Here is a 24,951-nt window from a genome sequence, read left to right as displayed (position 1 = left end):
AAGCTCCTGCCCGTGCCGCATCAGTCGAGCAGCCCATGATGCACGGCGTACCGCACCAGTTCGGCGGTGTTGCGCACATCGAGCTTGTCGAGCACGCGAGATCGGTGGTTCTCGGCGGTCTTGGCGCTGATTTCCAGCTTGCGCGCGATTTCCTTGGTGGTCAGGCCTTCAATGATGAGGTGGAAGACCTCGCGCTCGCGTGATGTCAGCGCGCGGTACGGGTCGACGACCGCGCGCTGCGGGTTGTATAGCTGCTCGGCCAGGGTCTTGGCCGCCTGCGGGCTGAAATGACCGCGGCCGGCGTGCAGATTGCGCACGGCGCTTACCAATTCGGCGCCGGAACTGTCCTTGACCAGGTAGCCGGCCGCGCCGGCGCGCACCACATGCAACACGTATTCCTCTTCCTGATGCATGGTCAGCACCAGCACGCGCGTGTCGGGCAGCGCCTCGCGCAGGCGGCGCACCACCTCGATGCCGTTCAGCCGCGGCATCGAGATGTCGACGATGACCACGTCCGGCCGGGTCGCCATGGCCTTTTCGATCGTATCGATGCCATCCGCGGCCTGCGCCACCACTTGCAGACCTTCCGCCGCCTCCAGCAGGCCGACGAGGCTTTCCCGCACTACGGTATGGTCGTCGGCGACAAGGATGCGCACAGGGGTCATCGCCCTAACCTGCATGCCGTCTCAGCCCGCGTCAAGCGTGACCGCCGCCAGCACGCGGGTTCCGCCGCCAGCAGCGGATTGGATCTCGAACCTGCCGCCATACAGGCGTAGGCGCTCGCGCATACCGCCCAATCCGCTGCCGCCGCTGCCCAGGGCGAGCGCAGGGTCGCAACCGCGACCATCGTCCTCCACCAGCAGACGCAGCTCGTTGCCGCGCTTGCGCAACTGCACCCTGGCTTGGTTCGCCTGCGCATGCTTGACGATGTTGTTCAGTGCTTCCTGGACGACACGGAACAACAACGTCTGCAGATCGTCGTTCAGTGCCGGCAGAACCTCGGGATCGAAGTCGAGCTCGACCTCGGGCCCGCCGCCGGCGCGCAGGCTGCGAGCGAGCGAGCGCAAAGCTGGCTCCAGGCCCAGGTCGTCCAGGATCGGCGGACGCAACAGGCGCGAAAGTTCGCGGGTGTCTTCCAGCGTTTCCGTACACAACGCGATGGCGGCTTCGAGCTTGCCGTGCAAGCCCGCCTGCGCCGGCGGCAGCGCCGTCGCCACCAGCGCGAGCTGGTGTTTGAGCGCGGTCAGGTTCTGGCCGATGCCGTCGTGCAATTCCCGCGCCAGCCGACGGCGTTCGTCCTCCTGCACGCGCCAGACCGAGCGCCCGAGCCGCCGGAATTCACCTTCGTTGGCCTCTATCCGCTGCAGCAGGCGCTGGTATTGCGCTCGCAGGTCGTCGTCGCCCATGGCGTCGTTCATGGCCCAATCCCGGCGACCTGCGGCGGCGCGTCCGCCGCCGCGATTTCCGGCACGGCGTCGAACCCCGGACGCAGGGCCGCCGGAACGTGCGCACGCAAGTCCTCCAGGCTCGCGCGCATCGCTGCGGTCGCGGTCGCAGCGGAAGCCCGCTCGCCGGTCCGCGAGAACGCGCCCGCGCCCAGCGCATGCAAGCGGAACGCGCGCTGATAGGCGTCACCGCGCAACAGGCCTAGCGATTCGCGGTAATGCGCTAACGCACGCGCGTCGTCGCCCGCAGCGATCGCGCGCGCCAAAGACTGCTCCAGCCAGACCAGACGCAGGCCGGCATGGCCTAGCGCCGCGGTTTCCGCATCGAGCGACGGATCGCCGGGATTCCGCAGAAGAGCGATCTGGAGTTGCAGTTGCCGCACGCCGGATGCGTCGGCCAGCCCCTGCGCGCGCGCGAACGCCTGTGCCGCTTTGCCCGAATCGCCGCCGCGTCGCGCGAGTTCTGCTTCCAAGGTCGCGGCGATCGCGCGCTGCTCCAGCGGCGACGCCCGCAAGGGTTCCGCCAGCGCATCGAGCTCCTTGCGCGCGCGGTCGTCGGCGTGGGCGGCCAGCAATGCCTGTATTCCGAGTAGACCCGTGTCGGTCAGGCCGCGCTGGTCCTCGCGCTGGCGGAACATCGCCTGCGCTTTCGCCGCCTGTTCCAGCGCCAGGTCGAGCCGGCCCTGCCACAGCTCCAGTTCGGCGAGGTTGCGATGGCAGACCGCCATCTCCTCCAGCATTTGCTGCTTCTGGGCCACCGCCAGCGATTCGTCCAAACGTTGCCTCGCCTTGTCCCAGCGCCCGCGCGCCATGTCGAGCAAGGCCAGATTCTGCGCGGTGCGGACGTGTCCGGTGTCGTCGCCGAGCTTGGCGTAGGCGTCCGCCGCTTGCTGCCAGAAGGCCTGCGCATTGTCGTAGGCGCCCAACTGATAGTGAGCGAAGCCGACGTGGTTGAGCGTCTCCGCCGCACCATGCGCATCGCCCGCCGCCTGCCACGCCTGCAGCGCGCGCCTGAAAGCCTTCAACGCGACGGGATAATCGCCGCGCTCCTCGTGCAACAGGCCCAATTCGTTTTCCGCCGCTGCGAGGCCGTCGCGGTTGCCGAGCGCGGCATAGATCGTGCGCGCTTGCTCGAGTTGCGTCGCTGCCTCGTCGAACTTGCCGCGCAGGCTCAGGATGGCGGCCAGGTTGCGCAGACTGGTGGCCACGCCACGCCGGTTACCGAGCGCGCCGCGCAGTTCGACGGCCTTGCGATATTGCTCTTCGGCGTCCGCGGTTTGGCCGAGACGCCCGTAACCGACCCCGAGCGCGTTGACCGCCTCGGCCTGCCCGTACGCATCGCGGCCGCGCTTGTAGAGCACCAGCGCGCGCACCAGGTAATCGTCGACGGCACGGCGCGCATCGCCCTGCAGGATCGAGAACTTGCCCAGTTCGAACCAGATGCGCGGATCGTTGCCGTCGCGTCGCGAAAGCGCTTCCAGAGCCGCGATCGCGACCGGAAAATCGCCGCCGGCGCCGTGCGCGCGCCCCAGGTTCAACGCAGCGAAGGTATCGTCGGGCCTGCGCGCAGCGGACACGCGCCACGCGGCGACCGCGGCGGGGGCATCGCCATCGAGCAACGCGCGTGCGGCGCTCAAACGGCTACGCAACGATTCCGGCGCGCGCGCGGCGTTGCGCGTGGCGGCGTCGAGCGCCAGCGATGACTTTTCGTCCTCGCCGATCGCCAACGCTGCGTCGGCCTGCGCCAGCCATGCCGCGAGATCGGTGGGCGCCGCCGCCGTGGCTTCCTGGAAATGCCCGAGCGCCGCCAGCAGGTCGCCGTCCTGCCTGGCCTGCAGGCCTGCGCCATAGGCGGCCAAGGCGGGCAATGAGGGCAGCTTGATAGCGGCCGCGGCCTTGTCTTCCCCGAGCGCGCGCGCCAGCGCCGGCAGCCAGGCCTCGACCGCGGCGGCCGCATCCGCAGCGTACGGACCATCGATGATCCGCGAAGCGCCATCTTCCGTACGCAACTTGCCGCGGACACGCAGACCGCCCCGGATCGCCTGCCACTCGACGTGCAGCGCGCGGTCGGCCATCGCGAGGCGGCGCGCGGCATCGGCATCGGGCGCGAGACTCCCGGTCGGATCAAGCTGACGCAGTGTCTGTCCAGTACGTTCGCCATCGACGACGGCGATGCCCGCGTCCGTCAGCGCGTTACGCAGATGATCGCCGATCGCCGCCGCCGTCGCGGCCGACACCGCGCCGCCCTCGGCGGTCGGCAACACCAGCAAGCGATGCAGCGCCGGCGCGGCTGGCGCATCGGCGACCGGCCCCTGCCGCATCCACCAGAACCCGCCGAGACCGATCGCGATTGCCGCCAAAGCGGCGAAGATGCCGAACACGACGCCGCGCCGGGGATGGAATTCGCGCGGCACTTGTTTGCGGTCGATCGCCTCGATCACCTGACGCGCAGTCTGGAACCGATGCGCGGGCTGCGGCCGCAGCAGCTTGTCGGTCAGGCGCGCGATCCACGGAGGCAGTGAGGGCAGCTTCCGGGTCAGCGGCACCGGCGCGCGCACCATGCGCTGTCCCAGGATTTCGGCAATGGTGCCGCCCGCGAACGGCAATTCTCCGCTCAGCATCTCATAGAGAATCAGGCCGAGCGCGTACAGGTCGCTGCGCGGGTCCACGGCTTCGCCGCGCGCCTGTTCCGGCGATAGATAGTCCGGCGTACCGACCACGGAGCCGGACTGGGTCGCGCCGCTGCCGACCAGCGATCGCGCCACGCCGAAGTCGTTGACGTAAGCGTTTCCCTCGCCATCGATCAGCACGTTGGAGGGTTTGAGGTCGCGGTGCACCACCTCGCGCGCATGCGCCGCGCCCAGCCCTTCGGCGATCTGGCGGGCGATGCGCAGCGCATCGTCCTGCGGCAGTGTGCCATCGCGGTCGAGCCGCTTGTCCAGCGACTCTCCTTCGATGTAGTCCATGCTGATAAGCCAGCGTCCGCCATGTCCCGGCATGTCGTCCTGGGCGATGTCGTGGATGCGCACCACGTGCGGACTGGACACCTGCCGCGCCAACAACAGTTCCTGGCGGAACCGCTCGAAGGCCTCTGGCCGCATCGCCAGCTCCGGACGCAGCAGCTTCAGTGCCACCTGGATGCCGAGCGACTGGTCGGTGGCGCGGTACACCACGCCCATGCCGCCGACGCCGATCAAGCCTTCGATGCGGAAGCGATCCGCCAGCACATCGCCTGGCTGCAAGTCGGCGTGGGCGTACAGACCGGTGCGGGTGGCGGCTTCGTCGGAGGTCACGAGTTGGGCGCCTGCGCGGCGACCGGCCCGCGCCATCTCAGCGCATCGCGTGCGCTCAGCGCATCGCTCGCGCGGCGCGCGGCGATATACAGGGTCGCGCGCTCGGCGAAGGCCTGGAGCAAATCCAGGTCGAGCGTGTCGATCGCTTCGCCGGCTTCGCAGCGGTCGGCGTAGATCGCGCCCAGCGGCGCGTCCCCGTCCAGCAGCGGCAGGCAAACCAGCGAGCGCAGGCCGCCAGCGACCACCGAGTCGCGGGTCGATGCCCAGGGCTCGCTGCCGATATCGTTGACGACGACGGCGCGGCGTTCCTGCAGCGCGCGCTGCAGCGCGCCGGCGCTGCCGGAAAACTCGCGCCGCTGGAGTTCCGATGGGTCCAGCGCATGGTGCGCGCGCACCAGGTAATCGTCGCCGTCGCGCAGCAGAACGAATCCGCGGCTGCAATGCGCCAGCTCGATCACCGCATGCAGACTGCTGTCGAGCAAATCGCCGAAACCGGTGATCGGCTGCAGGCCCGCCGTCAGCGCGGTGGCCCGCAGGCGTCGAGCTTGCAAGCGCTGCTTGCTGGCCTCCGCCTCCCGGTCGCTGAGCACGCTGAATTCGCAGTAGACATCGCCGAAACGCAGCCAGGCGCCATCGCGCAGCGAGGCTTCGGCCACCCTGCGGCCATCGACCTGGGTGCCGTTCTTGCTGTCGAGATCGCGCAGGCGCCACTCTCCCGCTTCCAAGCGCAGCTCGGCATGCCTGCGCGAGACCGACGAGTGGGCGACCTGCAGGCCGCAGCCTTCGCCGCGCCCCACGCAGACGACATCGCCCGCATGTAGCGTGCGCGATGCGGCCGCATGGTCCGGAAGATGTGCGATCAATCTGGCGTGCATGCTTCGATCTTAGCGCGCCATTGGCTCAGTGGCGGCGCCGCTGGCGCCGTCCGGCCGAGCCGGGTCGGGACGAGGTTTCGCTATGGACCGAAGTCGCGCAGATAGGCGATGCTGAATTTCAAGGTGGCCGCTCCCCCCAGCATTTCGCCGGCCGGGTTATCCAGGTCGCGGGCGGCACGCCATTGCTGGGCGATGCCGATGCCCGCCCGCGCCGAAACCCTGGCGCGGAAGGCGTCGAGCGCGAGCAACGCTGCGTTGTGGTCGCCGCTGGCGACGCTGTCTTCGGCGGCATCCAAATAGCCGACCAGCGACGCGCGTTCGGCGACGGCCACGGTCGCCACCTTGGCCCGCAGCCAGGCGAACTTCTGTGCGACCACCGCATCGGTGTCGCGTAGATCGGCCAGAACCAGGAACTGGGAGAAGCCTCCGGTGGTGCCGCGCGCGCGCACGCTGCCGGGCGCGATCTCGTCGCTGATGTCGCGGAATTGGCCGCCCAGCGGCGCCTTGAACAGGCGCAGGGAACTGCCGACGGTGTAGGGCAGATGGTGGGTGTGCACTTCGACGCGCACGGTCCGCTCGAAGCTCAATCCGCCGGCGAGCGTGGGCTCGATGGTGATCAGCAACGGGAATGCGGAATCCAGTTGCGTCAGCGTCGCCGCCGGGAGACGCGCGAGCAGCGACGGGTCAGTGGGATTGACCAGTTGCGCGCTGATGCCGAGCCCGGCTGCGGTCAGGTTGCTAGCGTCGTCGAAGCTCAGGGTGAGGTCTGCGATCGGCGTCGACGCGGAACCGACCACGATCGTCGCTGTTTCGCCCGATACGTTGACCGATACCGGCAACGATTGCGCCGATGCGGGGGAAGTGGCCGTAAGGCATGCCAGAACAAGCAGCAGACAGCTGGCGGAGAGAAAGCGACGCATCGGCAGGCCCCTAAGTGTGTCGGTGTGCTGCGATCCATGCGGCATGAATTCGGTGATCTAGCGCACTATTTCATCGGATCGTAGGTTACCCCCAAACACACGTCCAGTAGGGAGTTTCCCTCAGGCGACGACCGTAACTTCAGTTACCAGGCTTGCGACGTAGACGGGGCCGTGGCGTCGATGAATTTCATGCCGAAAAGGGTTCAGGCAATCGGCGATGGCACGATAGTCACAGTAAACGCTTCCAGTTCCGGCGTGATCCGCACGGTCTCCGTCCCGGCCACGCCCGGTCTACAGAATCGTCTACATAGAGACGATCCGGCTGGGGGTTTTCACCCAGTCGGGCTAGGGGCATTCCCGGCTGCCGCGCCATGCGCACGCTGCGGATACTCCTGCCACTGCGTCCGCTGTGGACGTTTCCCGGAGCCGCTCGATGTCCCTTTCCGCATCCCGCACCACTACCTTCCGCATTTCCGCCCTTGCCGCTGGCCTGCTCATCAGCGGCGTCGCTCTGGCCGATGCCCATCTCGACCCGCAACTGCTGTCCAGGATCTCGGCCGCCGGCGCCGCCGACGAATTACAGATCGTGGTCAGCTACGAACAGTCCGGCCCGGTCACCGCTGGCCAGCTTGCCGCGCTGAAGTCGCTAGGCATCGAAAAGGGCGTGGCCATGCATACCCTGCCGATAGCCGGCGTCCTCGCGACCCCGGCCGAGATTCGCGCGCTGGCGCAGCGCGACGACGTGGTCTCGATCTACTGGAACGCGCCACTTCGTTATTTCAATAAGGAAGCGCGCGAGATCTCCGGCGCCGCGCGTACCGTGCAGAATCCAGGCGACTACGGCCGCGCGATTCCGTTCAGCGGCGCCGGCGTGACCGTGATGGTCAACGACTCCGGCGTCGACGGCACTCACGAGGACGTCAAGTTCGGCGAGAACCTGGTGCAGAACGTGCTGGGTGCGCAGAACATTCTGGCCGAGCTCGCCACCGAGGTCGCGTCCGGCATCGTGCCGGTGACCTACGCCGAAGGCATTCCCAACACGGACCTAGGCTCGGGCCACGGCAGCCACTGCGCCGGCACCATCGGTGGCACCGGCGAGCGCTCCAACGGGTTGTACCGCGGCGTGGCGCCGGGTGCCGACCTGGTCGGTTACGGCTCGGGCGCGGTCATCCTGGTGCTGGACGCGGTCGGCGGCCTGGACTACGCCGCCACACATCAGTTCAGCTACGACCACCCGATTCGCGTCACCAGCAATTCCTGGGGCAGTTCGGGCAAGTTCGATCCGTCGAACCCGGTCAACATCGCTACCTACGAACTGTACAAGCGCGGCATCGTCAGCGTGTTCGCCGCCGGCAACGACGGCCCTGGCGAAGACACCCACAACCCCTACGCGCAGGCGCCGTGGGTGATCTCGGTCGGCGCTGGCGAGAAGGACGGCGTGCTCACCGGCTTCTCCTCGCGCGGCAAGCGCGGCGAAAGCGGCACCTTCACCATGCCCGATGGGCGCGAGTGGACCTACATCAACGAGCCGACCATCGTCGCCACCGGCGTCGACATCGTCTCCATCCGCGACACGACCGGCAGCCTGCCGGCGCTGGAGGCCCAGCACGACGCTGAGACCTTGGCGCCAGCGTATCTGCCGTTCTACACGCATATGAGCGGCACCTCGATGGCGACTCCGCACGTCGCCGGCGTGATCGCGCTGATGCTGGAAGCCAATCCCAACCTCACGCCTGCGCAGGTCAAGGACATCATCGAGCGCACCGCGGCCAACATGACCGGCCGCCTGCCCTGGGAAGCCGGCGCCGGCCATATCAACGCCTATGCCGCGGTGGCCGAAGCCGCCGGCGTGCGCCATGGCTTCGGCGGCACGGTCAACGCGTTGCGTGAGTTCAACGCAAATGCATTCCTGGCGCCGGGCGGCGCGCCGATCCCGTTCTCGATCGATTTCTCGCCTTACGGCGAAGTCGAGTCGATGCCGTTCGAAGTAGGCGCGAACGTGGCCTGGGTCACCGCCACCGCAGACACGCTGAGCACGGTCGCGGTGGTGCTGATCGATCCGGACGGCAACCGGTACGGTTCTGCCATCGGCATACCGGCGCCGGTCGCCGGCAATGACGGACACATCACCACCGGCGCCCCGGGCAAGGCCGGCACCTGGCATGTCACCGTGCGCGGCATCGGTTCGGTATCGGGCACTTCGGTCGATCCGACAGGCCTCAGCAACGGTTGGGCCGCGCCGGGCGCAGTCGATGGCGAGATCAGCTTCATCAACAGCGGCGGCTACAGCGGCATGAACGATGTCGCCAGCCACCCGGCGCGGCAGGCCATCGAATTCGCCGTCGCCAACCGCCTGATCGATGGCTACTCGGACAAGCAGTTCCGTCCCGACGCCGTGCTCAAGCGCAGCGAGATGGCGCAATACCTGCTGATGGGCCAGAGCGTGCGCCAGCACCTTCCGCTGAACGGCCGCTCCAGCCTGAGCGACCTGTCCATCGGCGATACGCGCTACTCCTATGCCGAATCCGCGGTCGCCAAGGGCGGCGCCCTGCGCGACCTGACCCAGTCGCAGGACGGCGTGATGGGAGCGCTCAACGGCTCGTTCCGTCCCAACGACAACGTGACCCGGGCCAGCCTCGCCTACTCGTTGGTGCAGAGTTTGGCCCTGCAGAACGAAGCGCGCGCCTTCAGCGGCCCGCTCACCGCGTTCTACGACGGTAAGCGCATCCCCGTCGAAGACGCCGCTTCGATCGCCGGCAGCCTTCGCGGCTACGTGCAATTGGCGTTGGACTACGGTTTGATCAACGCGCGCTTCACCGTCACCCAGGGTCCGTTCGACCTGCAACCGACGCTGCACGCGTACTTCGATCCCAGCGGGACGATCAGCCGCGCCGCCTTCGCGGTCGCCGCCGGCCGCTACCAGTCCGCTTATCAAGCCGCGGAAGACTGAGCGTACCCTCGCATTCTCTAATGTTCGCCTTTTCGGCCCGGCCTCACGCCGGGCCGTTTCTTTTTCAGGCGCCGCCAACACCGCGCCGCAGGATGAACTCATCGTCCAGGGTCTTGCCGACCGGGAACTTGTATTCGCCCACGCGATGGAATCCATAGCGGCCGTAGAAACGCTGCGCACCGAGATTTTCCGACCAAACTCCAATCCACAGCGTGCGAGGGCCATTGCGCTCCAGCCATTCCAACGCAGTCTCGAACAGCTTCGATCCCCAGCCCCCGTTATGGGCTTCGCGCAGCACATAGAGCCGCTTGAGTTCGCCGTCTTCAGGCCTGGCATCGGGATGCGGCAAGCCGCAGCTGCCGGCGCAAGCATGTCCGACCGGCACACCATCGCGCTCAAGCAACCACATCGCCACCGACTCCTTCTCCAGCATCTCCCGCTGCGCTGCCGGCGAATAAGAGTTCAGCAGGAAATACGCCAGATCTTCGGGTGGATACAGCGCGCCGAAGGTTTCGACGAAGGTGTCGGTGGCGATGCGCGACATCGCTTCGGCGTCGTCCGGGGTGGCCCGACGTATGACGAACTCGTCGCTCACGGTTGTTTCGGACGCACGGAAATGTGCACTTCCGCCAGTTGCACGTCCGGGATCGGCGACGGCGCGCCGGTCATCAGGCATTGCGCGGTCGTAGTCTTGGGGAAGGCGATGACGTCGCGGATCGATTCGGTGCCGGCCATCAACGCGGCGATGCGGTCGATGCCGAAGGCGATGCCGCCGTGCGGCGGCGCGCCGTACTTCAGCGCGTCCAGCAGGAAGCCGAACTTGGCCTCGGCTTCCTCCGCGCCGATACCCAGCAATTCGAACACCGCGCTCTGCATGTCCGGGCGATGGATACGGATGGACCCGCCGCCAATCTCGTTGCCGTTGAGCACCATGTCATAGCCACGCGACACCGCAGTCTTCGCGTTGGCGCGCAAATCGACGATGTCGTCCACGGCCGGCGCAGTGAATGGATGGTGCAGGGCCACGTAACGTTGCGCTTCCTCGTCCCATTCGAACATCGGAAAATCGGTGACCCACAGCGGCGTCCAGCGGTCTTCCACCAGACCCAGATCCTTGCCGACCTTCAGGCGCAGCGCGCCCATGAAATCGCTGACCGTGTTGTATTTGCCGGCACCGAAGAACACCAGGTCGCCCTTCTGCAGACCAGTGGCCTCGATCAGCTCCGCAAAGGCGGCCTCGGCGAAGAACTTGGCGATGGGCGAAGAGACGTCGCCGTTTTCTCCCAGCTTGATGTAGGCCAGACCCTTGGCGCCGTACTTGGCCGCGTGCGCGCCCAAATCGTCGATCTGCTTGCGCGAAAGCACTGCGCCGCCCGGAATACGCAGCGCCGCGATGCGGCCTTCCGGGTTGGAGGCCCAGTCGGTGAAGACTTTGAACTCGCAGTCCTTCACCAGAGAGGCGACGTCGAGCAATTCCAGCGGATTGCGCAGGTCGGGCTTGTCCGAACCGTAGCGGCGCATCGCTTCGGCGTAAGTCATGCGCGGGAATTCGGCGGCCAGTTCGACCTGCATCACTTCGCGAAATACCGTGCGGATCATCTCCTCGGTGGTGTCCTGCACATCACGCTCGTTGACGAAGGCGAACTCCATGTCCAGCTGAGTGAACTCGAGCTGGCGGTCGGCGCGCAGCGCTTCGTCGCGGAAACAGCGCGCGATTTGATAATAGCGGTCGAAGCCGGCCACCATCAGGATCTGCTTGAACAGCTGCGGCGATTGCGGCAGCGCGTAGAACTCGCCGGGATGCATGCGTGCCGGCACCAGGAAGTCGCGCGCGCCCTCGGGGGTGGCCTTGGTCAGGATGGGGGTCTCGATGTCCTGGAAATCGCGCGCGTCCAGCCACTGCCGCAGTGCTGCGACTAGCTTGGTGCGGGTGCGCATCATGCGCTGCATCTCGGGGCGGCGCAGATCCAGGTAACGGTACTTCAGGCGGGTTTCTTCGCCAGCGTTCTCATGGGCGTGGAACGGCAGCGGCTGCGCCTTGTTGAGGATGGTGATGCGGGTGGCGACCACTTCCACTTGCCCGCTTTTGAGCTTGTCGTTGACGCTTTGGCGCGCACGCACCACGCCTTCGACCTGCAGCACGTCCTCGTAGCCCAGGCTGGCGGCGACTTTGAACACTTCGACCTGCTCCGGCTCCACCAGCACCTGCACGATGCCGTGGTGGTCGCGTAGGTCGATGAAGCAGACCCCGCCGAGGTTGCGGGCGACATCGGTCCAACCGCACAGAGTGACGGACTGGCCGGTCAGGGCCTCATCGATGAGGCCGCAGAAATGGGTACGCATGGGGGCTCCGGAAGACGGTTCCGGCAACCAAGGCCGGAAAGCCCGCTATTTTGAGGCCGCAGCCCTGCTCGGGCAAATCCGCGCCATCATCGGGTCTGAATAAACCGGGTGTATATTCCCGCGCACCATCCCTGCCGCCCTTGGAGACTGCCATGTTGCGCACGTTGTCAGCCATGCTCGTAGTGCTCGGTCTACTCATCGCAGTCCCCTCCCCGGCCCAGGCGCAGATCCAAACCAGGGCCTACGCGCCGGAAAACCTGCGCACCCTGTCGCGCCAGGACCAGGAACGCGTGATCGGCCAGGAATATTCGGAACAATCCCGCGGCCGCCGTATCCCCGACGACCAGCTGCGTTTCTACCTGGACCAAGTCAACCGCTCCAACTGGACCTTCAGCCGGATCAAACAGGACATCGCCACCTCGCTGGGCGGTGGTGGCGGCTGGAATCCCGGACCCTCGCCAGGCGGCTCGGTTTTGTGCGAAAGCAAGGACAACCGCCGCAGCACGTGCAACACCGGTTTCCGCGGCCGCGCCGCGCTTAGCCAGAATCTTTCCAGCACCCGCTGCGTCGAAGGCCAGAACTGGGGCAGCGGCAATGGCGTGGTCTGGGTCGATCGCGGCTGCCGTGCGCGTTTCGTGCAAGGCTCCCTAGGCGGCGGCGCCGGCGGCACCGTGCGTTGCGAAAGCGTCGATGGCCGCTACCGCGAATGCTCCACCGGATTCCGCGGCAACGCGGTGTTGACCCGCAAGCTGTCCGATGCCCGCTGCACCGAGGGCGATACCTGGGGCCAGCGCAATGGCTCGATCTGGGTCGACCGCGGTTGCCGCGCCGAGTTCAGCGCCGGCGGCGGCAACTGGAACCCTGGCAATGGTTCCGGTTACAACGTCACTTGCAGCAGCGACGACAACCGCCGCCGCACCTGCGCCTGGAACAGCCGCTACGGGCGCCCGGTGCTGATCGAAAAGCTTTCCAAAAACAGCTGCCAAGAAGGCTCCACTTGGGGCTATACGGGCAACCAGCTGTGGGTGGACCGCGGCTGCCGCGGACGCTTCGGCAGTCGCTGATCGCCCACTGCAAGCCGAAGAAAAAACGCCGCCTTTCGGGCGGCGTTTTTTAATGACGACTTATAGCTATGCGTGCTCTGCAAACAAGATATGCGTGATCTGCAAAACAATCGCTTCAGCTTGAAGAGGGCGAAGAAGAAGGCGCAGCCGCAGGCGGGGCAGGCTTGGCTTCGGTCTTGCTCTCGGTCTTCGGCGCGCCCGCGGTTTCGGTAGCGGCCGGTTTGGGATCGGCAGAAGACTTGCCGTCCGATTTGCCGATGCCTTCGCTGCCCTCGGTGAGGTTGCGCTTCTTGTCGCCGTCCTTCTTGAAGTCGGTCTCGTACCAACCGCTGCCGGACAGACGGAACGAAGGCGCGGTCAATTGGCGCTTGACCTGGTGTGCGCCGCAAGACGGGCAGGTTTCCGGGTCAGGATCGGACATTTTCTGCAGGCGGTCGAAACTGTGGCCGCATTCGGCGCACTGGAAAGCATAGATAGGCATGGACGACGTCGGTTGAGTGCGGTGGCTTGTTTCTTGGGGGCAGGCGGCCGGCGAAGCAAGGGCGCCGGTTAGGGATGAGTCTAGTCGTAAAGCGCCGACCACTCGGCCTCGGCGGTGGCGAGCGCGTCGCGCAGCTGGCTTTGCTGGCGGCCGATCTCGGCGACCCGGGCACCACCTTGCGCATAAATCGCAGGATCGGCCAACTCGGTTTCCAGCGCAGCCAGCTTGCCTTCCAGCTCGGCCACACGCGCCTCGGCCTGGGCCAGCTTGTGCGGATTGACCTTTTTCGCCGCCGCCGCGGGTTTGGTCGCGGCTACCGAAGGCAGCGGAGTTTCCGGGATCTTCGGCGGCTTGTTGCCCTGCGCGGTGGCGCGGCTGCGCAGCCAAGCGGCGTATTCGTCCAGGTCGCCGGCGAAAGGCTCCACTACCCCGTCGGCGACGCGCCAATAGGTTTCGCAGACCAGGCCGATCAAATGTCGATCATGGGACACCATGACGATGGCGCCTTCGAACAGGCTCAGCGCTTCGGCCAGGGCCTCGCGCATCTCCAGGTCCAGATGGTTGGTGGGTTCGTCCAGCAACAGCACGTTCGGCTGGCGCCAAGCGATCAACGCCAATGCCAGGCGCGCGCGTTCGCCGCCGGAGAAACCATCGACGCTTTCGAAAGCGCGGTCGCCGGGGAAATTCCACTTGCCCAGGAAGTCGCGGAACGATTGGGTCGGCGCATCCGGCGACAGGTCGCGCAGATGATCGATGGGCGATTGTGCGGGCTTCAGCGATTCCACCGTGTGCTGGGCGAAGTAGCCGATGCGCACGTCGGGGTGGCAGCTGCGGTCACCGTGAATTGGTTCCAGATCGCCGACCAGGGTCTTCACCAGCGTCGACTTGCCGGCGCCGTTGACGCCCAGCAGGCCGATACGGTCGCCGGCTTCGAGACCGAAGGCGACGTCTTTCAAGATCACCGTGTCGCCATAACCGGCATCGACATGGTTGAGCCGGATCAACGAGAACGGCAGGCGCGCGGGCTGGGCGAATTCGATCACTAGTTCGCGTTCGGCGCGCACGGCTTCGGTGCCGGCCATCTTGGCCAGGCGCTTGACCCGCGACTGCGCCTGCTTGGCCTTGGCGGCGCTGGCGCTGAAACGGTCGATGAAGCTCTGCAGGTGGGCGCGCTCGGCCTGCGATTTCTCATGGGTGATCTGCTGCAGACGCAGTTGTTCGGAACGCTGGCGCTCGAAGGCGGTGTAGTCGCCGGTGTAGAGCTTGGCCTTGCCGCTGTGCAGGTGCAGCGTATGGGTGGTGACGTTGTCCAGGAACTCGCGGTCGTGCGAGATCAGCAGCAGGGTGCCGGGATATTTCAGCAGCCACTGTTCCAGCCACAGCACCGCGTCCAGATCCAGGTGGTTGGTGGGCTCATCCAGCAGCAGCAGGTCGCTGGGGGTCATCAGCGCGCGGGCCAGATTCAGACGCACGCGCCAGCCGCCGGAGAACGACGACACCGCGCGTTGGTGGGTATCCCCAGGGAACCCTAAACCATGCAGCAACTTGCCGGCGCGCGCCGAGGCGTCGTAGCCGTTGACCTCTTCCAGCCGGTGGTGGGCCATCGCCACCGCTTCCCAGTCCTCGTCGGCCAGGGCCTTGGCTTCGGCACGCAGTGCGGCGGCCACTTCCACATCGCCGGACAGCACGAATTCGATGGCCGGGTCCGGCAGCGAGGGGGTTTCCTGAGCCACGCTGGCGATGCGGACCCTACCCGACAGTTCGATATCGCCCTTGTCGGCTTCGATTTCGTTGCGGATCGCGGCGAACAAGCTGGACTTGCCGGTGCCATTGCGGCCGACCACGCCCACCCGGTAGCCGGCGTGCATGGTTAGGTCGACATCGGACAGGAGCAGGCGTTCGCCCCTGCGCAGGGCGAAATTACGTAAGGAAATCACGGGATGAGCCAGGGTTATTAACGGAATCGCGTCGCATAGTTTAACTATTACCGCCGGTCACACGTTTGTTAATAAATCATTGACATGGATGTCATATGCCTGTAATCCGGACTTTGATGCGTCGCAGCAGCTCCTGCGCGGCGAATCGAGCGACAAGAACCAGCGACAAGAACGAGCCGCCCTTAGAAGTCTCTTGAACCCAGAAAATCATTTGGAGTAGCCATGACCCATCGCAAGCCCTCTCTGCTCGCCGCCGCAATCTTTCTGGCGCTGGTCGCCTCCCCCGTCCTGGCCCAGGAGACTCCTGAAGAAGCCAAGACCCTGGACACTCTGATCGTCACCGGTACCCGCGTCGCGGACCGGACCGTGGCCGAATCGCAGGCGCCCATCGACATCATTACTTCCGAAGCGCTGCAAGCCACCGGCACCACTGAGTTGGCCACAGCCCTGTCGCGTGCCGTGCCTTCGCTCAACTTCCCACGTCCGGCCATCAGCGATGGTTCCGACGCGGTGCGTCCGGCGCAGCTGCGCGGGCTGTCGCCCGACCAGGTACTGGTGCTGGTCAATGGCAAGCGCTACCACAGCACCGCCCTGATCAACCTCAACGGCACCCAAGGTCGCGGCTCCTCGCCGGCGGATTTGAACTCGATTCCGGTTTCGGCCATTGAGCGGGTGGAAGTGCTGCGCGATGGCGCCTCGGCGCAATACGGTTCCGACGCGATCGCCGGCGTGATCAACATCGTCCTCAAAGGTAGCGGTGAGGGCGGCAGTATCGACGCCACCTTCGGCAAGTACAGCGCCGGCGATGGCGAGCAGTGGAATTTGGGCGGCGATGTCGGTTTCAAGCTCGGCGAAAACGGCGCCATCCATTTCGCTGCGCAAGGCGGCCATCAGGACCAGACCGACCGCGCGCGTCCTTACACGCTTTCGCCTGGCGTCACCGTCTGGCCGGTCACCGCACCGCCCATGGGCAAGGTCGTGCAGCGTCAGGGTGATCCCGAAGTGGATTCGGGTGCGTTCTCCTACAACGGCGAATACAGCCCCACCGATTACCTGACCTTCTATTCCCACGGCATCGTCAGCAAGCGCGAAGCGCTGTCCAACGGCTTCTTCCGTACCGCGGCCGACGCGCGCAATATCCCATCGGTATACCCGGATGGCTTCCTGCCGGGCATATTCAACGTCAGCAAAGACGTGACTTGGGTGGGCGGCCTTAAGACCTCCACCGCCGGCGGCACCAATATCGACATCAGCTACAACTATGGCCAGAACCATCTGACCTTCGATGTGCGCAACAGCCTCAACCGCAGTCTTGGCACTACGATCACGCCAGTGCAGACCGAGTTCTACGCCGGTGCGCTGGAAGTCACCCAGAACGTGCTGAACCTGGATTTCAACAAGCAGCTGGAATGGGGCCTGCCCTATCCGGTCACCGCGTCCTGGGGCGCGGAATGGCGCGGCGAGAAGTTCAACGAATCGCCGGGCGAAGTGGCTTCTTACATCAACGGTGGCGTAGTGGCGCCTGGCGCCGCGGCGCCAGTACCCGGCTCGCAGGTCTTCGCCGGCTTCAAGCCAAGCAATGCGGGCCAGTTCGATCGCCACAGCTATTCGTTCTACGCTGGCCTGGAAGCGGACATCACCGACAAGTTCTCCGCCGGCATCGCTGGTCGCTACGAAGATTACAGCGACTTCGGCACTACCACTTCCGGCAAGCTGTCGGCCCGATATGCCTTTACCGACAAAGTGGCTCTGCGCGGCACAGTCTCGACCGGATTCCGCGCGCCTTCGCTGCAGCAACAGTATTTCCAGTCCACGGCCACCAATTTCATTGGCGGAAACCCCTTCGAGATCTTCACCTTCCGTGTCAACGATCCGGCCGCGATCGCACTGGGTGCCGAGCCGCTGAAAGCCGAGGAGTCCACCAACTACAGCCTTGGCCTGGTGCTGCAACCCGTGGACGGCCTGTACGTCACCGTAGATGCCTACCGCATCGAGATTGACGACCGCATTGTGCTGTCGGAAAACCTCACATCGACCGCTGTGCGCAATTACCTGAATTCCCCGGCGGTAGGACTCACGGGCGTCGGCGGCGGCCGCTATTTCACCAATGCTATCGACACCACTACTGACGGCATCGATGTAGTAGGTACTTACAACTGGAAGCTCGCCAACAGCACTCTGGATCTGACCGCCGGTTACAACTACAACAAGACCAAGGTCACCCGCATCGCGGGAAATCCAGCGAGCCTGACCGCCATCGACCCGACAGCATTGCGCTTCGGTCGCGTGGAATTGAACCGCTTCACCGATGGTTCTCCGCGCGACAAGATCCTGCTCGGCGGCACCTGGAACGTGAGCAACTGGGCCTTTAATGCCTTCGCGACCCGCTATGGTGAGTTCAGTGTGCTGTTCGGCAACGACCCGGCCGTTACCACCCGCGATGAATACTACGATGCGCAGTGGGTACTCGATCTTTCGGCCACCTACAAACTGGCCAATTGGAACTTCACGCTGGGTGGCGACAACGTGCTGGACTCGTATCCGGACGAAGTACTATTCGCCAATTCCACCAACGGCCAGATCGTCTACAGCGCCAGCTCGCCAAACGGGTTCAACGGCGCCTACATGTACGCCAAGATCGGCTACAAGTGGTAGTTCGCTGACGCGCCTGACGGCATGCAACGCCCGATGCCCCGGTCTTCGCCGGGGCATTTTTTTGCCTTTCGTTGTCGCGATGAACAGCGCGGTCAGCTCCGGTTTGCCCCGAAACACCGCATCGGCGACACTGACCCACTCAGACCGATGTTGGAATTTGGATGCCCCATGACACCGACCTGATCGACATTATTGCGGTGGGTCTGGCCGTCGCCTTCGTGCTCGGCGCCATCGCCAATAAACTGCGCCTGTCGCCCTTGGTCGGCTACCTCATCGCAGGCATCTGCATCGGGCCTTTCAGCCCCGGCTTCGTCGCGGACCAGGCGCTCGCCACCCAGCTGTCCGAGATAGGCGTGATGCTGTTGATGTTCGGCGTGGGTCTGCATTTCTCGCTGGAAGATTTGTTGGAAGTGAAGGCCATCGCCATCCCCGGCGCACTGGCTCAAATCGTGTTCGTCACCCTGCTCGGCACCGCACTGGGCTACTACCTGCAATGGCCGCTGCTGAACAGCATGGTGTTCGGCCTGGCGCTATCGGTGGCCAGCACGGTGGTGGTGCTGCGCGCGCTGGAAGAGCGGCGCCTGTTGGATACTCAACGCGGCAAGATCGCCATCGGCTGGCTGATCGTCGAAGATCTGGCAATGGTGCTCGCGCTGGTGCTGTTGCCAGCAATGGCCGCCGCACTGGCAGGCGAACGCGAAGCCGGAGAGAGCGGCATAGGCACGTTGCTGGCGGCACTGGGTTTGACGCTGTTGAAAGTCGGCGCGTTCGTGGCGGTGATGTTGGTGGTGGGGCGCAGAGTGATCCCATGGACGCTGGAGCACATCGCGCGCACCGGATCGCGCGAGCTGTTCACGCTATCTGTGCTCGCCATCGCGCTGGGCGTGGCGTTCGGCGCGGCGTCGCTGTTCGGCGTGTCGTTCGCGCTGGGCGCGTTCTTTGCCGGCATGCTTTTGAACGAATCGGAATTGAGCCACAAAGCCGCCGCCGATTCGTTGCCGTTGCGCGACGCCTTCGCGGTGCTGTTCTTCGTCTCGGTGGGCATGTTGTTCGATCCCACGATCTTGATCGATCAACCCTGGCAGGTACTGGCTACCTTCCTGATCATCATAGTGGGTAATGCGGCGGTGGCCTTCGCCATCGTGCGCCTTTACAAGCATCCGATGCGCACCGCGCTGACCATCGCGATCAGCCTGGCGCAGATCGGCGAGTTCTCCTTCATCCTGGCCGGCTTGGGATTGCAGCTCAAGATCCTGCCTCAGGACGGACACGACCTGATCCTGGCCGGCGCGTTGCTGTCGATCATCGCCAATCCTTTCATGTTCTCCTGGTTCGACAGGTGGCAAGCCAAGACGGATGCGGTCGCGGCAGTGCCGCTGGAGCCGGAGCTGCCTCCGGGCCCTGCGCTGGATCCGACCGATCACGCCATCGTGATCGGCTATGGCCGCGTCGGCAGCATCTTGGCGCAGGTGCTGCGCGAACGCGGCGTGCCGCTGGTGGTCATCGATGACAACGGCCACAACATCGAACGCGCGCACGCCAACGGCATCCCCGGCATACGCGGCAGCGCCGCTTCCGACCGCGTGTTGGCCGAAGCGCAGCCCGACAAAGCCAAGATAGCGGTGCTGGCCATCCCGCAGCCGCTGGAAGCAGGCGAAGCCATCGCCAAGCTGCGCGCGATCAATCCCTCGCTGACCGTGCTGGCGCGCGCGCACAGCGACGCGGAAGTGAAACACCTGCTGGAACACGGCGCCGATGGCGCGATCATGGCCGAGCGCGAACTGGCCTATTCGCTGGCGGAAATGATCATGGCGACTCCGCCGTACCGCGCATTGCGCAAGACCAGTTGACCCGGGCATAGCCCAGCTCCGTGAAGAAAGCCCGGCATTGCCAGGCTTTCTTTTTCAACAGATCCACAGGCTCTTGCAACCGTTAGCGCGCACTCAAGGTGAATTTGGTGAAGGCCACACCCAGGTCCCAACCTTCGCCTTTACCGGCCAGCGCCAGCGACACCTTGCCGTTGGTCATTGCCTGCGCATGGGCGGATCTTTCGGTGCCGGCATGCGCTTCGGCCGCCGCGTAACTGCCCAGCACATCGTGGATCTCCCTGACTTCGGCGAATTCGCCAAAACCGTTGGTGATCTTGGATTTGCCTACCGTCAGGCCGCCGCCCTTGGCGGAGATCCTGACCGCCAGGCTCTGGCCGTTGCTGCACTTCACTACCCCGGTGCCACTGGTGGTCTTGTAGAAAATCGACCAGCTAGAAGAACTGAAGGTGAGTTTGCAAGTCAGGTTCTGCGCAGCCGCCGGCAACGCGGTCACTGCCAGGCCCAGGGCGAGCACGCCTCCGAAAATTGTCTTGTGCATCGTGTTTCCTCCATGAGAACGCATTGAACGGAGATGGCCGCAAAAACGCGGCCATGTGTCTGTAAGGCAACTACAGATCGCGATGCGATGCTAACGCCCGTGGATTAACCGCGCGTAAAAACCAGGCCGCCGCCGCTGGCTCCTACCCGTATCGTGTCGCCGCTGGCGAACTCGCCGGCCAGGATCTTCTGCGCCAACGGATTCTCCAGCTGCTGCTGGATAGCGCGTTTGAGCGGACGCGCGCCGTACACCGGGTCGAAGCCCACGTTGCCCAGCAACTGCAAAGCGCTGTCTTCCAACTCGATGCGCAGCCCACGTTCGCCCAGCCGCTTCTCCAGCCCTTTCAACTGGATCTTGGCGATATCGCGGATCTGTGCTTTGTCGAGCGGATGGAACACCACGATGTCGTCCAGCCGGTTGATGAACTCCGGACGGAAATGGCTCTGCACCACGCCCATGATCGCGGCTTTCATCTGCGTATAGGACTCGGCCGAGTCGTCGGCCGACCCGCTGTTATCGGACATGTCCTGGATCATCTGCGAGCCGAGGTTGGAGGTCATCACGATGACCGTATTGCGAAAATCCACCGTGCGGCCCTGCCCATCGGTCAGACGGCCGTCGTCCAGCACCTGCAGCAAGATGTTGAATACATCGCTGTGCGCTTTTTCTACCTCGTCCAGCAGGATCAGCGAATACGGACGACGGCGCACCGCTTCGGTCAGGTAACCGCCTTCCTCGTAGCCGACGTAACCCGGAGGCGCGCCGATCAGACGGGCCACCGAGTGCTTCTCCATGAACTCGCTCATATCGATGCGGATCATGGCGTCGCTGCTGTCGAAGAGGAATTCGGCCAGCGCCTTGCACAGCTCGGTCTTGCCCACGCCGGTCGGACCGAGGAACAGGAAAGAACCGGTCGGCCGGTTGGGATCGGACAGGCCAGCACGGGAACGGCGCATCGCATCGGAGACGACTTTGATCGCCTCTTCCTGGCCAACCACCCGCGCATGCAGCTGGGACTCCATCTTCAGCAGCTTCTCGCGTTCGCCTTCCAGCATCTTGCTGACCGGAATGCCGGTCCAGCGCGATACGACTTCGGCGATCTCCTCGGCGGTCACCCGGTCCTGGACCAACTTGAAATCCTTCTGGTCCACTTCCTGCGCGGCCTTGAGCTGTTTCTCCAGTTCCGGCAGCAGGCCGTACTGGATCTCGCTCATGCGGGCGTAGTCCTGGTGGCGCTGGGCGGCTTCGAGTTCGAGTTTCGCCTGCTCGATCTGCTCCTTCACCTTGGTCGCGCCCTGCAACGCGGCCTTTTCCGATTTCCACACTTCGTTCAAATCGGAGAACTCGCGCTCCAGCGATTCGATGTCCGCTTCCAGATCGGCCAGGCGCTTCTTCGATTCGTCGTCCTTTTCCTTCTTCAGCATCTCGCGCTGGATCTTCAGCTGGATCAGGCGGCGTTCCTTACGATCGAGTTCCTCGGGCTTGGAGTCGATCTCCATACGGATGCGCGAGGCCGCTTCGTCCATCAGATCGATCGCTTTGTCTGGCAGCTGGCGATCGGCGATATAGCGATGCGAGAGCGTGGCGGCGGCGACGATGGCCGGGTCGGTGATCTCCACGCCGTGGTGCACGGCATAGCGTTCCTTCAGCCCGCGCAGGATGGCGATGGTGTCCTCCACCGTCGGTTCGCCCACGAAGACTTTCTGGAAGCGTCGTTCCAGCGCCGCATCCTTCTCCACGTACTTGCGGTATTCGTCCAGGGTGGTCGCGCCGATGCAGTGCAGCTCGCCGCGCGCCAACGCCGGCTTGAGCATGTTGCCGGCATCCATGGAGCCTTCGGCCTTGCCCGCGCCAACCATGGTGTGCAGTTCGTCGATGAACAGGATCACCTGCCCTTCGGTCTTGGACAGGTCGTTGAGGACCGCTTTCAGCCGTTCCTCGAACTCGCCGCGGAACTTGGCGCCGGCGATCAGCGCGCCCATGTCCAGCGACAGCACGCGGCGATTCTTCAGGCCTTCGGGCACTTCGCCGTTGACGATACGCTGGGCCAGGCCCTCCACTATCGCGGTCTTGCCCACGCCGGGTTCGCCGATCAGCACCGGGTTGTTCTTGGTGCGGCGCTGTAGGACCTGGATGGTGCGGCGGATTTCCTCGTCGCGGCCGATCACCGGGTCAAGTTTCCCGGACTCGGCGCGCTGGGTCAGGTCGATGGTGTATTTCTCCAACGCCTGGCGCTGTTCCTCGGCGTTTTCGGACTGCACGCTCTCGCCGCCGCGGATCTTTTCGATCGCCGCCTCCAGCCTGGTTTTGTCCGCGCCTGCGGCACGCAAGGCCATGCCCAAGGCGCCCTTGTCTTCGAACGCGGCCAGCACGAACCACTCGCTGGCGATGAACTGGTCGCCATGCTGCTGAGCCAGTTTGTCGGTGACGTTGAGCAGGCGGTTGAGGTCGTTGCCGATGGACAGATTGCCGGCCTGTCCGGAAACCTTGGGCAGCTTGTCCAGCGCCTCGACTAGGCGCTCGCGCAGCACTGGCACGTTGACGCCGGCCTGGGCCAGCAACGGCCGGGTACTGCCGTCGGACTGGTCCAGTAACGCGGTAAGCACATGCACCGGTTCGATCATATTGTGGTCGCGGCCTACGGCCAGCGATTGCGCGTCGGCCAGCGCCTGCTGGAAGCGCGAAGTGAGCTTGTCCATCCGCATTGGGGATTACCTCTGGAAAGGGGTGGCCGGCGTGCCGGCAATGCTATCCAGATGCGGTTGAAAGCCAGGTGATTCAAGGTCGCGCGGCCCGTTCGTATATGCATCCGCTCGACCCCCCCCTTGAAAAAGGGGGAATGAGGGGGATTTGCTCTCGGCGCAATCCAAGACCAAGAGCCATGTAGGCGGGCATTGCCCGCCTAGTTTTCGTACCGCAAAAAAGTCGGCGGGCAGTGCCCGCCCTATGCCAGTTCTTTGGGCTTCTGCAGCGACAGCAAACCCAGCAATACCGCCAATGCCACATAAGCCCCGAAGAACTGCCACATGATGACCTTGGGCAGGTCCACCAGATCCCACGGCAGATAGATCCCGCCACGCGGATCCACCGAGTGGATGAAACCGAACAAGGTCAGCGCCGCGCCGAACAGCAAGGCCAGCACGGCATGACGCAGGCGCCCGTCGATCATCGCCACCAAGGCCGTAGTCCAGATCATGGCGGTGATGATGAACCCGTTGCCCAAGGTCACGATGGTGGCGAGGTCCGGCAAGCCGTGTCCGTCCGTGCCGTTGTAGAGCTCTGCGAACTTCTCCGGTGGAATCCACGCCGGATTGCCGAACTTTATGTTGAGCAGATAGGCGACGGAAGGCAGGAAGCCCAATGCGACGGCGATCGCGTGCTTGCGCGGCGTCTCGTGGAAAGCCTGCACGGTGATGTCCAGCCCCACATAAACGATGATCGGCGCCAGCACCGCCAACGGCAGCCACTGCACTAGGCCAGAGACGTAGCCCAGAACGCCACCCAGGCCGATAAATAACCCCGTCAACAAGGTGTAGCCGCTGCGCGCGCCCATGTGCTTGTACGCGGGCTGGCCGATATAGGGCGTGGTCTGCGCCACGCCGCCGCAGAAACCGGCGACCAGCGTGGAAATCGCTTCGGCGAGCAACACATCGCGGGTGCGGTAGTCGTCGCCGGCCGCACGCGCGCTTTCGCTGACGTTGATGCCGCCAACCACCATCAGCAGGCCGAACGGCAGCAGCAAAGGCAGATACGGAACGGTGGCCGGAAGCCCATCGATGAAGCCGAGCGTAGGCAGCGGCAAGGTGAAGTTGAGCGGCACCGCCTCCGGCAACGCGAATCCGGGCGTCCCCAGCCCGGCCAGACCCAGGCCGTAATACAGCGTAGTGCCCACAATGAAGGCCAGCAGCACGCCGGGAATCTTCACCGGCAGTTTTCCCTTGGCGACTAGCACGTACAGCAACAGACCGAAGGTGACGAAACCTACGACCGGCGAGCGCAGGGTTTCGATGAGCGGCAGGAAGCCGAGCAGTGTCAGCGCGGCGCCGCCAATGGAACCGAGTAGGCCGGCACGCGGAACCATGCGCGTCACCGCATCGCCGAAGAACGAGAGCACCAGCTTCAACACGCCCATCACGATCAACGACGCCATGCCCAATTGCCAGGTAGCGATGGCCGCCGCCTGCGGATCCATTCCCTGCTGCTTGAAGCCGACGAACGCCGGCCCCAGCACCAACAACGCCATGCCGATACTAGTCGGCGCGTCCAAGCCCAAAGGCATCGCGGTGACGTCATCGCGACCGGTCTTGGCCGCCAGCCTGCGCGCCATCCAGGTATAGATCAGGTTGCCCACCAGCACCCCCAGCGCTGTGCCGGGAAACATGCGCTGGTACACCACCTCAGCGGGAAACCCGAAGATCCCGATCAAGGCCATGGCGATGAACCCAAGGATCGACAGATTGTCGACCACCAGTCCGAAGAAGCCGTTGAGGTCGCCTGCTACGAACCAGCGGCGAGAGGGTGCGGGAGTTGAGGACATTCTTGGCTCGCTAATTGGCGGGGGTCGCTGATTTTGATCTTGCTTCTTTTTTTGCTTTTGCACCAAAACCCCGTGAGTCGCGGC

At 64.8% G+C, this 24,951-nt stretch carries 16 protein-coding genes; 4 read left to right on the top strand and 12 right to left on the bottom strand.

The features are described 5' to 3' along the window. Positions 1-20 precede the first annotated feature (20 nt). The 5 genes from AC1DTQ_RS12080 to AC1DTQ_RS12060 form a co-directional block, all read right to left on the bottom strand. Entirely contained in the window at positions 21-665 is a 645-nt protein-coding gene (locus tag AC1DTQ_RS12080) for a response regulator (RefSeq protein WP_477849885.1), read from the bottom strand. A 21-nt stretch (positions 666-686) separates the two neighbouring features. Beyond that, positions 687-1,418, bottom strand: coding sequence for a sensor histidine kinase (locus AC1DTQ_RS12075; protein ID WP_477849884.1), 732 nt, complete (start codon positions 1,416-1,418; stop codon positions 687-689). After that, positions 1,415-4,738, bottom strand: a complete 3,324-nt coding sequence (locus tag AC1DTQ_RS12070; protein WP_477849883.1) for a protein kinase domain-containing protein — start codon at positions 4,736-4,738, stop codon at positions 1,415-1,417. The genes AC1DTQ_RS12075 and AC1DTQ_RS12070 overlap by 4 nt, the downstream gene beginning before the upstream one ends. Then, positions 4,735-5,613 (bottom strand): FHA domain-containing protein, encoded by an 879-nt coding sequence (locus tag AC1DTQ_RS12065; RefSeq protein ID WP_477849882.1) that lies wholly within the window; start codon positions 5,611-5,613, stop codon positions 4,735-4,737. Before AC1DTQ_RS12065 ends, AC1DTQ_RS12070 begins: the two co-directional genes overlap by 4 nt. Before the next feature lie 80 nt (positions 5,614-5,693). Further along, positions 5,694-6,533, bottom strand: a complete 840-nt coding sequence (locus AC1DTQ_RS12060) for a DUF6689 family protein (protein ID WP_477849881.1) — start codon at positions 6,531-6,533, stop codon at positions 5,694-5,696. 433 nt (positions 6,534-6,966) lie between these two features. Between AC1DTQ_RS12060 and AC1DTQ_RS12055 the strand changes: the two genes are divergently transcribed. Further along, entirely contained in the window at positions 6,967-9,483 is a 2,517-nt protein-coding gene (locus AC1DTQ_RS12055) for a S8 family peptidase (protein ID WP_477849880.1), read from the top strand. A gap of 64 nt (positions 9,484-9,547) precedes the next feature. Here the strand turns inward: AC1DTQ_RS12055 and AC1DTQ_RS12050 are convergent, their stop codons facing one another. After that, the gene (locus AC1DTQ_RS12050) at positions 9,548-10,078 is read right to left on the bottom strand and encodes an N-acetyltransferase family protein (protein WP_477849879.1); all 531 of its coding nucleotides are present in this window, start codon (positions 10,076-10,078) and stop codon (positions 9,548-9,550) included. Continuing rightward, the gene (aspS, locus tag AC1DTQ_RS12045; protein ID WP_477849877.1) at positions 10,075-11,826 is read right to left on the bottom strand and encodes an aspartate--tRNA ligase; all 1,752 of its coding nucleotides are present in this window, start codon (positions 11,824-11,826) and stop codon (positions 10,075-10,077) included. Before aspS ends, AC1DTQ_RS12050 begins: the two co-directional genes overlap by 4 nt. 152 nt (positions 11,827-11,978) lie before the next feature. Here aspS and AC1DTQ_RS12040 point away from each other — a divergent pair, with 152 nt between their 5' ends. Further along, positions 11,979-12,890, top strand: a complete 912-nt coding sequence (locus AC1DTQ_RS12040) for a DUF3011 domain-containing protein (protein WP_477849876.1) — start codon at positions 11,979-11,981, stop codon at positions 12,888-12,890. 115 nt (positions 12,891-13,005) lie between these two features. Here AC1DTQ_RS12040 and AC1DTQ_RS12035 read toward each other — a convergent pair whose 3' ends face one another. Further along, complete coding sequence (locus AC1DTQ_RS12035; RefSeq protein ID WP_477849874.1) at positions 13,006-13,371, bottom strand: FmdB family zinc ribbon protein; 366 nt, start codon at positions 13,369-13,371, stop codon at positions 13,006-13,008. Between the two features lie 80 nt (positions 13,372-13,451). Then, the gene (locus tag AC1DTQ_RS12030) at positions 13,452-15,308 is read right to left on the bottom strand and encodes an ABC-F family ATP-binding cassette domain-containing protein (protein ID WP_477849873.1); all 1,857 of its coding nucleotides are present in this window, start codon (positions 15,306-15,308) and stop codon (positions 13,452-13,454) included. Between the two features lie 222 nt (positions 15,309-15,530). Between AC1DTQ_RS12030 and AC1DTQ_RS12025 the strand changes: the two genes are divergently transcribed. Together AC1DTQ_RS12025 and ybaL are read left to right on the top strand one after the other, a co-directional pair. Then, positions 15,531-17,963, top strand: coding sequence for a TonB-dependent receptor plug domain-containing protein (locus tag AC1DTQ_RS12025; protein WP_477849872.1), 2,433 nt, complete (start codon positions 15,531-15,533; stop codon positions 17,961-17,963). Positions 17,964-18,124: 161 nt separating this feature from the next. After that, positions 18,125-19,813 (top strand): YbaL family putative K(+) efflux transporter, encoded by a 1,689-nt coding sequence (gene ybaL / locus AC1DTQ_RS12020; protein ID WP_477849871.1) that lies wholly within the window; start codon positions 18,125-18,127, stop codon positions 19,811-19,813. Between the two features lie 82 nt (positions 19,814-19,895). Here the strand turns inward: ybaL and AC1DTQ_RS12015 are convergent, their stop codons facing one another. From AC1DTQ_RS12015 to AC1DTQ_RS12005, 3 genes are all read right to left on the bottom strand, one after another. Next, positions 19,896-20,330, bottom strand: a complete 435-nt coding sequence (locus AC1DTQ_RS12015; RefSeq protein WP_477849870.1) for a hypothetical protein — start codon at positions 20,328-20,330, stop codon at positions 19,896-19,898. Between the two features lie 104 nt (positions 20,331-20,434). Beyond that, positions 20,435-23,035, bottom strand: coding sequence for an ATP-dependent chaperone ClpB (gene clpB / locus AC1DTQ_RS12010; protein WP_477849869.1), 2,601 nt, complete (start codon positions 23,033-23,035; stop codon positions 20,435-20,437). A gap of 239 nt (positions 23,036-23,274) precedes the next feature. Then, positions 23,275-24,882, bottom strand: coding sequence for a SulP family inorganic anion transporter (locus AC1DTQ_RS12005; protein WP_477850086.1), 1,608 nt, complete (start codon positions 24,880-24,882; stop codon positions 23,275-23,277). Positions 24,883-24,951 lie beyond the last annotated feature (69 nt).

The organism is Pseudoxanthomonas sp. P4_B2, from assembly GCF_056402315.1.
Note: the sequence above shows the minus strand (reverse complement) of the source record. Positions and strands in the feature narration are given on the sequence as shown.

Coding starts and splice junctions, on each gene's coding strand:
- ybaL (WP_477849871.1), top strand. CDS start 18,125: ATGCCCCATGACACCGACCTGATCGACATTATTGCGGTGGGTCTGGCC.
- AC1DTQ_RS12060 (WP_477849881.1), bottom strand. CDS start 6,533: ATGCGTCGCTTTCTCTCCGCCAGCTGTCTGCTGCTTGTTCTGGCATGC.
- AC1DTQ_RS12080 (WP_477849885.1), bottom strand. CDS start 665: ATGACCCCTGTGCGCATCCTTGTCGCCGACGACCATACCGTAGTGCGG.
- aspS (WP_477849877.1), bottom strand. CDS start 11,826: ATGCGTACCCATTTCTGCGGCCTCATCGATGAGGCCCTGACCGGCCAG.
- AC1DTQ_RS12025 (WP_477849872.1), top strand. CDS start 15,531: ATGACCCATCGCAAGCCCTCTCTGCTCGCCGCCGCAATCTTTCTGGCG.
- clpB (WP_477849869.1), bottom strand. CDS start 23,035: ATGCGGATGGACAAGCTCACTTCGCGCTTCCAGCAGGCGCTGGCCGAC.
- AC1DTQ_RS12040 (WP_477849876.1), top strand. CDS start 11,979: ATGTTGCGCACGTTGTCAGCCATGCTCGTAGTGCTCGGTCTACTCATC.
- AC1DTQ_RS12055 (WP_477849880.1), top strand. CDS start 6,967: ATGTCCCTTTCCGCATCCCGCACCACTACCTTCCGCATTTCCGCCCTT.
- AC1DTQ_RS12015 (WP_477849870.1), bottom strand. CDS start 20,330: ATGCACAAGACAATTTTCGGAGGCGTGCTCGCCCTGGGCCTGGCAGTG.
- AC1DTQ_RS12065 (WP_477849882.1), bottom strand. CDS start 5,613: ATGCACGCCAGATTGATCGCACATCTTCCGGACCATGCGGCCGCATCG.
- AC1DTQ_RS12075 (WP_477849884.1), bottom strand. CDS start 1,418: ATGAACGACGCCATGGGCGACGACGACCTGCGAGCGCAATACCAGCGC.
- AC1DTQ_RS12035 (WP_477849874.1), bottom strand. CDS start 13,371: ATGCCTATCTATGCTTTCCAGTGCGCCGAATGCGGCCACAGTTTCGAC.